Source organism: Paenibacillus peoriae KCTC 3763, from assembly GCF_000236805.1.
Taxonomy (GTDB): Bacteria; Bacillota; Bacilli; order Paenibacillales; family Paenibacillaceae; genus Paenibacillus; species Paenibacillus peoriae.
This window is the reverse complement of sequence record NZ_AGFX01000038.1, coordinates 53251-65942: the sequence shown is the minus strand read 5'-3', so window position 1 is coordinate 65942 and position 12692 is coordinate 53251. Positions and strand designations below refer to the sequence as shown.

Sequence of the window (12692 nt, the reverse complement as noted above, 5' to 3'; positions counted from 1 at the left end):
TATTTCATTCTCGTGATTTTCGGGGCGGGGTACTATTTCGGCGGTTCACGTTCTTCTGATTAATTAACCTGGGACGGGAAATCATCATCCAGTGAGGGAGCCGAAATAAGGTATCTTTGGTGTCTGACGGAACTAGAGGCGCAAAAGGGGTCATATATGGAACACCAAACGAACGAAGGCTGCACATATGCAGGATGAGAGCAATACCTCCGACAATAATTCCGAACAATCCGAATGAAGCGGCAAGCCCCATCAAGGGGAATCGCAGCATACGAAAAGCAATGGCCATATTATAGGCGGGGAGAACGAAGCTGGAAATCGCTGTAACAGATACAACAATAACCATCGCCGCTGATATAATCCCGGCCTGAACAGCCGCTTGTCCGATGACAAGTGTGCCCACGATGGAGACGGCTGCTCCGATATATTTGGGCATGCGGACACCGGCTTCCCGTAATATTTCAAAAGTCAGCTCCATCATGAGCGCTTCAATAAAAGCGGGGAAGGGAACGGCTTCCCGCTGTGCGGCCAAACCGATCAATAATGAAGTTGGCAGCATCTCCTGATGAAACGTAGTGATGGCAACATACAAGGATGGGCCAAGCAGGGAAATAAAGGCCCCGACGTAACGAAGGAACCTGATGAAGCTGCTGATATCCGCACGCTGATAATAGTCCTCAGCTGCATGCAGGAAGGAAACAAACAGTGCAGGTACGATCAGCACATAGGGAGTCCCATCCACCAAGATGGCAATCTTTCCTTCCAAAAGCTCGGCTGCGATGACGTCCGGACGTTCGGAGTGGAACATTGTCGGAAAAGGGGTAAATGTCTCGTCCTGGATTAACTCCTCGATATACCCGCTTTCAAGAATGCCGTCTACATCAATACCATTTAGCCGCTTATGCACTTCTGTGACCAGCGAATCGTTCACAATCCCCTTGATGTACATGACTGCCACATCGGTCTTGGTTACGCGGCCGATTTGTCTTGTCTCCAGCCACAGATTCGGATCTTTAATCTTTCGTCGGATCAAGGCCGTATTTGTGCGCAGTGTTTCCGAGAATCCCTCCCGCGGCCCGCGAACGACGTTCTCTGAGGCAGGCTCGCTAACCCCTCGATCCTTCCATCCCCGTGCGCTGGCTACGATTCCTTGTGTCTGACCGTCAACTAAAATAACTGCATCTCCCGACAATAGAGCGTTATATAGATTTTCGAAGTCGGTAATCTCATGAATGTCACCGATAGTCAGGGCGTATTCTTTTAAAACCCGTAAAACATTGGAGGAAGACGGAATATCGTGATTCACATTCTCAGATAGCCTGCTATTCAGCATTATCGACTCCATAATGAAGTCGGAGACTATATTTTTATCTGCCAAACCATCCGTATAGAGGATCGCGATGACGTGATCACTGTCCTTGCCAATGCGAACTTCTCTGATGATGATGTCGGTACTGTTACCCACGGTTTGTCTGATCCGCTGAAGGTTTTGTCCAAGACTTGCACTGAACGGTTCCCCTGAATATGCAGGCTGTTTCTCAGTATTCTGGACAGGCAATTTATTAAACTTTCTAGGAGTTCTTCTTTTCCGAAAACGCATGAACGTTCTCCCTCTCCTTGAGGATACTTTTTAATCCAGTATGGACGCAGGAGTTTCCTGATAAACTTCTTGTTGGAATTTTGATGGGAGGAAGGGATATGTAATATGTTGGCTATATAGAGCTTTCGCGATAAACTGATTGTAATTGAACTGTTCCGGGAGGAGATCGTCCGATGTCCAAAGCAGACCATATGTTATCCATTCTCTGGATGCTAAAGCAGCGGAGACGAACCGCTGGCGAATTAGCGGAAGCGCTGGAAATCAGCGTTCGTTCGGTATACCGTTATATAGATGCGTTATGTGTCAGCGGGGTTCCGGTTATTGCCGATGCCGGGCCTGGTGGTGGCTACTGTCTGCCTGATAACTTCGTCGAAGCACCGCTATTCTTTGACGCCGAAGAGCAGAAGGCGCTTGTCCAAGCAGCCGCTTTCGTCCGTGGAACGGGATATCCGTATGTCCAAGCCCTTGACCGGGCGCTGGATAAGCTGAAGCGTTACAGCAATGTCCAACAAATCGAACGGATGGAGAGCCATGAGCGCGGGATTGAAACGCTTCATACCTCTAATGCGGCAATGGCAGAAATTCTGCAAGAGCTTGAATCAGGCATAGCGAACGGAGATACTCTGGAGATGGAATATCGCAAGGGAAATGAAGAAACGGCCTCCTTACGTTCCATTGATCCTTATGGACTTGTACTTTGGAAGGGGCAGTGGTACATCGTTGCTTATTGCCACCACCGACAGGAGATCCGTAGTTTCCGTGTCGACAGAATTACCGGACTCCGGTGTAGCGGGGCAAGTTTCATACGTCCTGCCCATTTCTCTGCGCGCGATTTTCTCTTGCAGAGCTTGCTTCCCGCCCGGGAAAAAGAGGGAAAGTTGGTTGCTGTGGTAATTGAGTCATCTGAAGTGGTATTAAATGATCTTTGCAGTCACTGGCTATTCGGGCATACCCTGGAGCAGCGACAGGGGGGATGGGCCCGGTTTCTGCTAGATGAGAGCTCATTATTCACATATGCCCCATATTTCCTGTTGCCTTATGGAAAAACGCTGCATATTCGGGAGCCAGCAGCGCTGAAGCAGCGGTTGGTGGTGGTTGCCTCGGAAATGGCTCGCCATTACGAAAATTAATTTTATTTCCTCGGGAACACTGACTGTAGCTGTCAGTGTCCTTTTTGTATAGTGTAAGCGAGTCTTAAGCATACATGAAAGTACAAGCACATATGATTAAGGAGGAATGAAACATGAAAGAATTGAAATATGAGATCTACATTGGGGGTACGCCGGAACAAGCATGGGCCGGCCTGGTCTCTCCGGAGTATGTACAGCAAATCTATTACGGAAGCATAATCCGTTCCAGCTTCAAGGAGGGGGAACTGCTGGAGTATGTCGGGCCGGGCGCTGAAGGCGAGGAAACCGTTCACGTGTACGGGACGCTGCTGGAGTACGCTCCCTTGAAAGCCCTGAGTTTTACGCATAAGGTAGGCCCCTCTTACCTGAAAGGGCAAGAGAACTATGAATCCCGGATTTCCTGGCTGCTAGAGCCAGTGGGCGGGTGCACGAAGCTGACTCTTATCCATGATGAATGGCACCCTGAAGATCCTTCCTTTGAACCCAGTGATAGTGCCTGGTGGCATATTCTAAGTAATATAAAAACATTAATAGAGACTGGCCATACGCTTGATTTCGGAAGCAACCAATAACAAAGACTGTACGGAGAAGCCAGGATGCGCTGAAGATGCATCCTGGCTTTAATGCTTTAACAGGTAGTTGAAGTTAACTCATGCGGAACCATTAAATCTACAGTGTTGGAAAGGGGAAAAAGAGGCTTTGCAAAATTAAATGAGTATAATTAATGATTTTATTAAAAAGTTCACGAAAATATAAAACTATATATTGAATTTCCCATTTCCATTGCATATTATAAAGGTACGGTTCATTGCCGGGCTTAAACCTGCCTTCTTAAAGAAGGGAGCTTTTATTTTTCATCCAAAATTGAAAGCGCTTTAATATTATTGGAGGTGAGGGTCTTTACTTATTTTAATAGGTAATTATCAACTAATAGGAATAAATTAAACGCCTAATTAATCAGGTATGTTCAAAAACGAAAGGAGATCGTTTTATGAAGCCATTATTTTTTCGCAAGGTAACGGCCGCTTCTCTGGCGGGTGCGCTGCTGCTGCCTGCCTCTTTTGTGGGCGCCGAACAAACGCTCAATCCGAATACAGATGGGATTGAAGCTGTGGGGCAGATAGCCTTCCAGAGTCAAAGCCAAGAGAACATTTCAATTCAAAGCAAAAAGACTGTTTCTTTTAAGGAAACTTCCGTACATGATCCATCCATTCTGAAAGTGAAAGATACATTTTACATTTTTGGTTCCCATCTTGCGGCTGCCAAGTCCAAGGACCTGATAAATTGGGATACGATTGCCACAGGAGTAGCAAATGGCAATGCACTGATTCCTAACGTCAAAGAGGAATTAAAGGAAGCGCTGGATTGGGCGCAGACAGACACGCTGTGGGCAGCGGATGTTATTCAACTGGCCGATGGCAAGTTTTACATGTACTATAACGCTTGCAAGGGCGACTCCCCGCGTTCTGCAATGGGCGTAGCGGTTGCCGATAAAATTGAAGGGCCTTATAAAAATAAAGGTATCTTCCTGAAATCCGGCATGTGGGGCCAACCGGGTGCGGATGGGACAATCTATGACGCGACCAAGCATCCGAATGTCGTGGACCCGGACACTTTTTATGATAAGAACGGCAAGCTGTGGATGGTGTATGGCTCCTACTCAGGAGGTATTTTCATTCTGGAGATGGATGGAAAAACAGGAAAACCGCTGCCCGGACAAGGATATGGGAAAAAGCTGACAGGCGGTAATCATGCCCGTATGGAAGGGCCGTACATACAGTACAGTCCGCAAACGGACTATTACTACTTGTTCCTGTCTTATGGCGGCTTATCGGCAGATGGCGGTTACAACCTTCGTGTGGCTCGCTCCAAAACACCGGATGGCCCTTACTATGACGCCGAGGGGAACGACATGATCAAGGTCAAGGCGAATCCTGACAAACCTCTTTTTGATGACGCTTCCATTGAGCCGTATGGTGTCAAGCTGATAGGTAACTATCTGATTCCAAGAGAAATTGGCGATCCGGGTACAGGACTGGGTACAGGGTATGTTTCACCCGGACATAACTCGGCTTATTACGATCCCAAGACGAAAAAGCATTTTCTGATTTTCCACTCCCGTTTCCCGGGCAGGGGCGAGCAGTTTGAGGTGCGGGTACATGAAATGTTCATGAACGCGGACGGCTGGCCTGTAGTCGCTCCTTATCGCTATTCGGGTGATGAGGACTCACTGAAGAAGTTGTCGGAAAAGGATGTTCTCGGTCAATACTCGTATGTCAATCACGGGAAAGAAATCTCGGCCAATATTAAGCAAGCTGTGACCGTTAGTTTGGAAAGCGGCGGGAGGCTGTCTGGAGGAGCGAATGGTACATGGAAGCTTGGCACAGGCAACCAGTTGGAGATTACAACGGATGGTACGAAATATAAAGGTGTATTCCTGCGACATGTCGATCCAGACACGGGCAAAAAGACGCTTGCTTTCACCGCACTATCCTCCAAGGGTGTTGCGGTCTGGGGGACGTTAAAGAAGGAACTAAAGGCCAGCAAGATCGTGGCTGCTGTGGAGAAGGATCTAAGTCTGGGCGATTTGAGCAATGTTTTATATAATTTGACGCTGCCTACTCAAGCTGCACAGGAAACCACTATTTCGTGGGAATCCACACGCCCTGAGAACATTTCCGTGACAGGTGAAGTGTATCGTCCAGAAGCGGGTACCCAGCCTGCAACGGTCACCTTGACGGCGACCATTAAAAAAGACAAAGCAACAGCGAAGAAAAGCTTTATAGCCACTGTTCCCGAGCAGGCTCAAGGTCCACAGCTTGCGAACTATTCATGGACTGAAGATCAAGGGACAAGTGTCGTGGACAGCACATATAACCATTTCGACGGCAACACCTATGGTGGTGCCGTATGGGACAAGGATGGAAAGCTTGGCGGTGCCCTTGTGCTGAACGGCAAAGATGGCTACGTGCAGCTACCGGTGACGGTCACAGATGCAGACGATTTTACCTTTTCCGCTTGGGTGAATTGGAAGGGCGGTGGAGCATGGCAACGGATTTTTGACTTTGGAAATGCTCAGGCCCGCCATATGTTTCTGACTCCTTCCCAAGGAAGCGGTGTGCTCCAGTTTACGATTCATGAGGGTGCAGATCAAAGCTTGCTTGCCAAATCAGCCTTACCTTTAAACCAGTGGACGCATGTAGCAGTTACACTAGAGGGGAATACCGGGAAGCTGTATGTAAACGGTGAGGAAGTGGCTGTTAATGACAGTATGACTTTTAATCCAAAAGAGCTGCTGACGAGCGAGGCTTATCTCGGTAAAAGCCGCTTTGCCGCCGATGCTTATTTTAACGGCAGTCTTGATGAGGTCCAAATATATAACAAAGCACTGGCTGCAGAGGAAATTAAAGAATTGTCGGAACTGTGATTCCGATGAAGTAATATTGAGCAGAACAAACGCAGGAGACGGGCATTTTTTAAAAGTTCGTCTTCTGCGAAAAGTTTTGTGTATTTATTTTCCGATCACTGGTATAATTAAAGAAAACTGTGGTTATAATAATTCTAGGTAGACGTTGATGACTGGCTTTCGTCTACTGAAAATAAGGCTTAAAATCAATAAAGGACAAGAGCACTCTAACATAATTTAATTTCACCAGTGCTTGCGTTTTCAATACACTTATGGTAATATGAGTATATTGAAATTGTGACCTGAGATTCACGTATTGTAGAGGGTTATTGTTTTAGGTTGAAGTAACCTTGTGCAATATGTGAATTTTTATTTGTAAAAAATAAAGGTCATATAAATATATTTTGGAGGTAATTCCATGCAAACAGGTACAGTTAAATGGTTTAACGCAGAAAAAGGTTTCGGTTTCATCGAAGTTGAAGGTGGAAGCGATGTATTCGTACACTTCTCCGCAATCCAAGGCGAAGGTTTCAAATCTTTGGACGAAGGCCAACGCGTAGAATTCAACGTAGTTGAAGGAAACCGTGGACCACAAGCTGAGAACGTTGTAAAACTGTAATTTAAAATTACAGCCTACTTCAGATGCCCCGAACATAGCGTTTGGGGCATTTGTTTTTATCTGTTCACAAGGCCGTTTTTGAACTGATTACATCTTATCGCTTTATAAATCATGAAGAAAGAGGGATGTTTATGTACAATTCACGGAAAAAGCCAATGGATGAAATTCCTGAGGAAATTACAGCTGTCTGGAATTGCGCCAGCGATACGTGCAATGGATGGATGCGGGATAACTTCGCTTTTTCTGTCGAGCCGACATGCCCCATTTGCGGTTCTGCCATGGTGAAGGGCGAGAAAAAGCTGGCCGTATTAAATAATACGAGCTTTAATCATACGAAACAATCCTAAGCGGATGCATGTTTATAGTAAAAGATGCCCCATAGCCATTAACGGCGCTGAGGCGTCTTTTTTGCTTTATGGAGATACGCCGTCTGGCGTCACCTTTACATAAGAATGATCGGGTTTTTAATTATGGCTTGAGGATAGTATGCTCAGCAAGGTGGAATTAAATTCAGGCTGTGCCTCGTAGAATACGCCGTGCCCACTTCGTTCAAAAGGAATTAGCCTTGATCCGGCAATTCCTTTTTGCGTTTGGTTGCGGACGATCTGATTTGCCGAACCCTCTAAGGTCTACCTGAATACAGCGATACCCATAGGCAGGTAAAAGGGCAGCTTAATATTCGTACATTCGATGATCCAGCGGCCAGCCGTGTACCATCAGCACAGGGACGCCCTCTCCTATATCCTCAACATATAGCTTGACACCACGCTCCACCTCAATATAATATCCCAATGTGTTCGCCCCTTTAAAATCACGAAGTTTCGTTCTCTCTCACATATATGTAGCCAGGGCTCAGCCCATTCGAAAAAGGGATAAAATGGTCGTTTTTTTATATTATTACCTTGGTGCTATCGGTGACCAACAGGGAGCCATTTTATGGATCAGCCTTGGGAATCGTGACCTCGGCCATCTTCTTGATGTTATACACAAACCACAAGCCTGTCCCTTGCTGCTGTATGGCAGCAAAGGACAGGCTCATGTTTTTCCCGATCCGTACAGGGAAGCCGGATGGAAATTAGTTTACAGTACATGAAGTGACTACGTCTGACAAGGAGCTTTGACTATTTCTTCTTGGCGGAGGTTTTAGCCGCATCTGTTTTAGCAGGAGCTTTGGCTGCATCTCCTTTAGCAGGAGCCTTGCCAGGATCGGCTTTATCTCCATCTACTGGTGGCTTGGACGGTTTAACGCCGTTCACCATATCTGTAATCATTTGCTTTAGATTAGATACATGCTGATTATATTCGTTGGCTGTAATTTTGCCGTTTTGTTTTTCCGTAGACAGCTTTGCTTTCATATCAGAAACCAACACATCAACAACAGAATTCAAGCTTACGCCTTGTGCTTTGGCGATTGTGGCCAGGGATTTACCTGCCTTCAACTGTGTTTCCAATTGGCTGGAGGACAATTTCAATAATTTCAGGAGAGCTTTGTTTTCGGCAAAGTTTCCTCCTGCCATTTTAGGGCCGTTAGCATCACCGGGATTTCCCTTGGGTGGCTGTGCTTTGTTTGCAGTGGGAGCCTTCTCAGGTGTAGTTGAAGCAGCATGGACTGCGCCTGTGGAATACAGTGCACCGCCTCCTAAAAATGCCAATGCCATCGTTCCAGCCAAAATTGCTTTCTTGCTGATTTTCATCTTCATTTTCCACCTTTCGGTTATGGTTTGTTTGGTACGTGATACATCATAAGATATCAACTTGAATGCTATCTGAGCGCAAGCTGAGCATTTACTGAATGAAAATGGGGTGGCATGACTAAAATTTCAGCTAAAATAAACTTGTATTACGTGTATTAAGTGATATAATACACTACAGGCACGAAAGATTCAGCCGATTAGGGGGAAACACCCATGGAAGAGCAACAGGTTGGCTCGTTCCGGTTTTTAATTGACTTTAGCCAGCCATTATATGAACAAGTATTGAATCAGGTACGAAGCTCCATCGCCAAAGGGGAGATTGAAATGGGAAGTAAAATGCCGTCCGTTCGTGATCTGGCTCAGGAATTGCGCATGAATCCGAATACTGTGATGCGGGCATATCAGGAGTTGGAGCGGGATGGGCTGACAGAGAAGCGACGTGGACTAGGCACCTATGTCACGTCGTCCAGTGAGCGGATTAACAGCTTCCGGGAGCAGCTGGCCAGGACGTATATCGATCAGTTTCTCGGACACATGAGCAGTCTGGGACTGTCCTGGGAGGATGTACAGCAGTATATAAGCAGCAAGCAGAGCGGGAATGATGAGAAAGGAGGCGAAAAGGCATGACGGAATCTATTGTGGCTGCGAGCCATTTGACGAAGCAATATGGCAGTAAAAAAGCGCTGGACCACTTGGATGTCGTCATTCCAGCGGGGCGCATCGTAGGGGTGCTTGGACCGAATGGTTGCGGAAAATCAAGCTTGTTTCGGGCGATCACCGGATTGATTCGGCCCGACGGGGGTGAGCTTCACGTGCTGGGGCAAAAGCCCGGCTGGGAAACCAACCGCGGCATATCCTATCTTCCTGACCGGGCCCGTTGGTATCCCAATCATACGGTTCAACAGACGTTGGAGTGGGGGCAGTCCTTTTTGCCTGGCTTCAATATGGAGGATGCGCACAAGCTTGCTGATCATATGGACGTGGAGCTGGAGCTAAAAATGACCGGGCTGAGTCGCGGGCAGGAGGCACGTGTGCTGCTGATTTTATGTTTGGCGCGTGAGGTTCCGCTCATGATCCTCGATGAACCGTTTGCGGGCATTGATATCCTCTCCAGAGAGGCGATTGTTGCCGGGATTATTGATTATTTGCAGGATCGGCAGCAGTCTATACTCATTAGCACACATGACATTCAGGAAGTGGAAGGCTTGTTTGATTACACGGTCATGATGGACCGCGGACGGGTCATATGGTCTGGTGATTCGGATGATCTGCGTGCAGAGCATGGATCGCTGCATCAGGTATTCCGCAATTTGTACAAAAAGGAGTGGAAGGCGTGAATTCATCAGGGCTGTTCAAAGATTTGATACGCCATGAATTTCGAAATAAAGGAAGCTGGAGAAAGCAGAGCCGCAATCGACTGCCCAGATCGTGGAGACTTGTGTATTTCTCGCTATTTCTAATTGCGGCGTTCGTTATTTCCTTGTATTTCGCGCTTCACAACCAACTCGAATTGACAAGGCTGTGGTATGTGACCCTGGGCTTGCCGTATATGATCATTTTCATGGGTGTGGGAAGTCTGAGACGAGAATGGGAAAATGACACCTACGGATGGTGGCTGACCCTTCCCTATCCGCGCATGTGGCTGATCAGCGCCAAATGGTTTGCTGCCATTTTACAAGCCATTGTCGTGGTATTGTTCCTGTTTGTGACGGGTTCTTTGTTCGCGCTGTTCATCTCATCAACCGTAGAGCCTTATACGTTTGCGGATGCAGCGTCCTTTATCATAGCCGGATTGGACTGGTTTGTGATGATTATCGCTTTCACACCGTTTGTTATTGCGCTGGGTTTGCTGACAGCGAGTACCCGATACAGTACCTTGCGGCCGATTAGCCCGATACTGTGGATTCTTTTGATGGGTGGAGGGAGTGTCTTCTACTGGTCAGGCGATCAGCGGATTTATGAGCAATTTGACCAAGTTCGGGCAGGACAATGGTTTCCTTTTACCTGGCATTTCCCGGTTGCGGTGTTGATCAGTTGGATTGCTGCCTATGTCTTAATCCGCTTGAACGCTTATTTACTGGAGAAAAAACTGTCGATTTAATATAGAACAAATGACTATCCATACTAGAAAGGAATTTCACCATGACGACGATATTCACATATGCATTAGTGGCGGTTCTGGTGGGGCTGATGATCTGGCTGAGAACCAAAAGAAGAAGGGGGCCGGTAAAAGGAAACGGAATCCGGATTCTGCTTCCTTTATTTATCGCATTTCCGATTATGATGATATCTGTATATCAATTGCTGCATATTCCCGGTCAGACGCATGCGCTTCCCGCCTTTTGGGAGCTGTTGGCCGCCGGGCTGCTAGGGGTTCTGTTTGGCTATGTCATTTTGCTGCATACGGCGTATGAAAGACGAGATGACGGTCTCATTTATCCCAAGCCGAACCAATATTTCAAATACATTATTATCGCCATTATTCTGATTCGTGTCGTTTTGACCCAGTATCTCAGCAGTTTGGGTACAAGCGAAATTAGCATGCTGGCGATTACGATGGCGCTCGTATATATATCAATCTGGCGGATTGGGAGCTTCATCAAGTTTCGGAGAACGTTATCGGTATAACGATATAACTGAATCATGATATAACGATGTAAAAAAGCGGGTTTCCTGTTCACAAGCGTACATTGCTTGGCGATAGGACCCGCTTTTGTGAGTTAATTTCTTGGGTGATGTGCACAGGTTCCTAATGAATTTGAATTGGGAGTAAATGAAGTAAGGTTTGTGGCTTGCTGTTTAACGGTCTCGTATAAAAGTTTGAATGGATGGGGTTATGGTGGTTTCAAAAGATTTAAATGGGGTTTAAAGTTAGGTAAGTGGGGAAGAGTTGCTTTTTGTGGTTAGATGTAACTATAATAGTTACATAAAAGGAAGTGTTTTTAATACTTTATTTTACAAGATGAGAGGGGTTTACATTCATGAAAAAACATACGGTTACTGCTGCACTTGCTGGCTTGCTCGTGCTATCTTCTGCTGTACCTGCCTTGGCAGCCGAGGTAAAACCCGCTACAGGTATCCAGGTTTGGGTAGATGGCAAGAAAGAGACTTACAAAATTGCTCCTATCGTGCAAAATCAGCAGGTCTTGATTCCTTTGAGACAATTGGCTTCCAGTTTGGGGATTCCACTGGATTCCAAGCATATTACGTTCAATACGGCGCGTCAAAGCACGACCATTCGTTATGATCAAGCGACGGTTGTGCTGGTGTCAGGCAATCCGGAAGCGCAAATCAACGGGATTAAGGTGCCGCTGTCCACCTCGCCCATCTTGACCAAACAAGGGGTAACCTATGTTCCAGTTGATGTTATCAAAGAAGCGTGGGGCAAGCAAGTGACTTGGGACCCGGCCAGCCAAACGGTGCAAATCGGGGTGAGCAATAAGGATAAGGTCGTTGAAATTCTGAAAAGCTTCGAAACCGGAGATACAAAAGCGGCCGAGACCTGGATCAGCAAGGATCAATATATCCAGCACAATCTGAGCTTTGCTAACGGTAGAGATGGCCTGATAGAAGGTATTCGTCAAATGAAGGGAGCTAATACCCAGGTCGATATCCAGAGAGTGATTCAGGATGGAGATTATGTAGCCGTTCATTACAAGGAGACGGATGCAGGGAAACCAAGCGTGTTGTTTGATATTTTCCGGTTCGACAAGAATGGGAAAATTGTGGAGCACTGGGACAACAGCCAAGCGTTGGCTCCAGCTAATCCAAGCGGACGTACAATGATTGACGGAACGACACAAATCACGGATCGCAACCAAACCGGGAAGAATAAAGCGTTGATCCGCAAGTTTGTGGATGATATCCTGGTGGGCAAGAACCGCGCCGCACTGGAAAGCTACTATAACGGTGATCATTACATTCAGCATAATCCTCTTTTTGGTGACGGTGTATCCATTCTGAAGCAAGCATTCTCCGCAGCGGGAAGCCAGGGAGCTTCCTTTGGATATGATCAGGTCCATATGGTCATTGGAGAAGGAAACTTCGTGCTGGTTGTGAGTGAAATCAAATCACCACAGGGAACCTCAACGGCTGTTTATGATATGTGGCGTGTGGAGAACGGAAAAGTAGCAGAGCACTGGGATGTAGTTCAGGACGTTCCGCCTAAAGCGGAGTGGAAAAATACGAACGGAAAGTTTTAAAAATACGCTTGTAGTAGAGCGGACAAGAGCATAACCCAAAG

The 12692-nt window shown here is 46.7% G+C and carries 12 protein-coding genes and 1 pseudogene; 10 read left to right on the top strand and 3 right to left on the bottom strand.

Annotation, left to right across the window (positions count from 1 at the left end; translation table 11 throughout):
* Nucleotides 1-4: 4 nt before the first annotated feature.
* Nucleotides 5-1600 carry a spore germination protein gene (locus tag KQI_RS0119430; RefSeq protein ID WP_010348550.1) on the bottom strand — a complete coding sequence of 532 codons (1596 nt, stop codon included), beginning with the start codon at nt 1598-1600 and terminating at the stop codon, nt 5-7.
* 173 nt (nt 1601-1773) lie between these two features.
* On the opposite strand from KQI_RS0119430, the gene KQI_RS0119425 reads away from it, so the two are divergent.
* From KQI_RS0119425 to KQI_RS0119405, 5 genes are all read left to right on the top strand, one after another.
* Nucleotides 1774-2730, top strand: coding sequence for a helix-turn-helix transcriptional regulator (locus KQI_RS0119425; RefSeq protein WP_010348549.1), 957 nt, complete (start codon nt 1774-1776; stop codon nt 2728-2730).
* Between the two features lie 113 nt (nt 2731-2843).
* Entirely contained in the window at nt 2844-3302 is a 459-nt protein-coding gene (locus KQI_RS0119420; protein ID WP_010348548.1) for an SRPBCC domain-containing protein, read from the top strand.
* A gap of 419 nt (nt 3303-3721) precedes the next feature.
* On the top strand, nt 3722-6157 hold the full coding sequence (locus KQI_RS0119415; RefSeq protein ID WP_010348547.1) for an arabinan endo-1,5-alpha-L-arabinosidase AbnB: 2436 nt from the start codon (nt 3722-3724) through the stop codon (nt 6155-6157).
* A gap of 397 nt (nt 6158-6554) precedes the next feature.
* Nucleotides 6555-6755: a cold-shock protein gene (locus tag KQI_RS0119410; protein WP_007428290.1), complete on the top strand. Its 201-nt coding sequence runs from the start codon at nt 6555-6557 to the stop codon at nt 6753-6755.
* A gap of 131 nt (nt 6756-6886) precedes the next feature.
* A complete protein-coding gene (locus tag KQI_RS0119405) occupies nt 6887-7102 on the top strand; it encodes a cold-shock protein (protein ID WP_007428291.1) in 216 nt (71 codons plus the stop codon).
* Between the two features lie 250 nt (nt 7103-7352).
* On the opposite strand, the pseudogene KQI_RS29385 reads toward KQI_RS0119405, so the two are convergent.
* Nucleotides 7353-7547 (bottom strand): annotated as a pseudogene (locus KQI_RS29385) (alpha/beta fold hydrolase); the annotation flags it as partial.
* 329 nt (nt 7548-7876) lie between these two features.
* Nucleotides 7877-8449: a hypothetical protein gene (locus tag KQI_RS0119390; protein WP_010348544.1), complete on the bottom strand. Its 573-nt coding sequence runs from the start codon at nt 8447-8449 to the stop codon at nt 7877-7879.
* 213 nt (nt 8450-8662) lie between these two features.
* On the opposite strand from KQI_RS0119390, the gene KQI_RS0119385 reads away from it, so the two are divergent.
* The 5 genes from KQI_RS0119385 to KQI_RS0119365 all read left to right on the top strand — a co-directional run bounded on the left by KQI_RS0119385 (nt 8663) and on the right by KQI_RS0119365 (nt 12651).
* On the top strand, nt 8663-9076 hold the full coding sequence (locus KQI_RS0119385; RefSeq protein ID WP_010348543.1) for a GntR family transcriptional regulator: 414 nt from the start codon (nt 8663-8665) through the stop codon (nt 9074-9076).
* Nucleotides 9073-9786 (top strand): ABC transporter ATP-binding protein, encoded by a 714-nt coding sequence (locus KQI_RS0119380; RefSeq protein WP_010348542.1) that lies wholly within the window; start codon nt 9073-9075, stop codon nt 9784-9786. The genes KQI_RS0119385 and KQI_RS0119380 overlap by 4 nt, the downstream gene beginning before the upstream one ends.
* Nucleotides 9783-10550: an ABC transporter permease subunit gene (locus tag KQI_RS0119375; RefSeq protein WP_010348541.1), complete on the top strand. Its 768-nt coding sequence runs from the start codon at nt 9783-9785 to the stop codon at nt 10548-10550. Before KQI_RS0119380 ends, KQI_RS0119375 begins: the two co-directional genes overlap by 4 nt.
* A 41-nt stretch (nt 10551-10591) precedes the next feature.
* Nucleotides 10592-11077 carry a CcdC protein domain-containing protein gene (locus KQI_RS0119370; protein ID WP_010348540.1) on the top strand — a complete coding sequence of 162 codons (486 nt, stop codon included), beginning with the start codon at nt 10592-10594 and terminating at the stop codon, nt 11075-11077.
* Between the two features lie 353 nt (nt 11078-11430).
* Nucleotides 11431-12651, top strand: a complete 1221-nt coding sequence (locus tag KQI_RS0119365; RefSeq protein WP_010348539.1) for a stalk domain-containing protein — start codon at nt 11431-11433, stop codon at nt 12649-12651.
* The last annotated feature ends 41 nt before the right edge of the window (nt 12652-12692 follow it).

Coding starts and splice junctions, on each gene's coding strand:
- KQI_RS0119405 (WP_007428291.1), top strand. CDS start 6,887: ATGTACAATTCACGGAAAAAGCCAATGGATGAAATTCCTGAGGAAATT.
- KQI_RS0119410 (WP_007428290.1), top strand. CDS start 6,555: ATGCAAACAGGTACAGTTAAATGGTTTAACGCAGAAAAAGGTTTCGGT.
- KQI_RS0119415 (WP_010348547.1), top strand. CDS start 3,722: ATGAAGCCATTATTTTTTCGCAAGGTAACGGCCGCTTCTCTGGCGGGT.
- KQI_RS0119420 (WP_010348548.1), top strand. CDS start 2,844: ATGAAAGAATTGAAATATGAGATCTACATTGGGGGTACGCCGGAACAA.
- KQI_RS0119425 (WP_010348549.1), top strand. CDS start 1,774: ATGTCCAAAGCAGACCATATGTTATCCATTCTCTGGATGCTAAAGCAG.
- KQI_RS0119430 (WP_010348550.1), bottom strand. CDS start 1,600: ATGCGTTTTCGGAAAAGAAGAACTCCTAGAAAGTTTAATAAATTGCCT.
- KQI_RS0119365 (WP_010348539.1), top strand. CDS start 11,431: ATGAAAAAACATACGGTTACTGCTGCACTTGCTGGCTTGCTCGTGCTA.
- KQI_RS0119380 (WP_010348542.1), top strand. CDS start 9,073: ATGACGGAATCTATTGTGGCTGCGAGCCATTTGACGAAGCAATATGGC.
- KQI_RS0119385 (WP_010348543.1), top strand. CDS start 8,663: ATGGAAGAGCAACAGGTTGGCTCGTTCCGGTTTTTAATTGACTTTAGC.
- KQI_RS0119370 (WP_010348540.1), top strand. CDS start 10,592: ATGACGACGATATTCACATATGCATTAGTGGCGGTTCTGGTGGGGCTG.
- KQI_RS0119390 (WP_010348544.1), bottom strand. CDS start 8,449: ATGAAAATCAGCAAGAAAGCAATTTTGGCTGGAACGATGGCATTGGCA.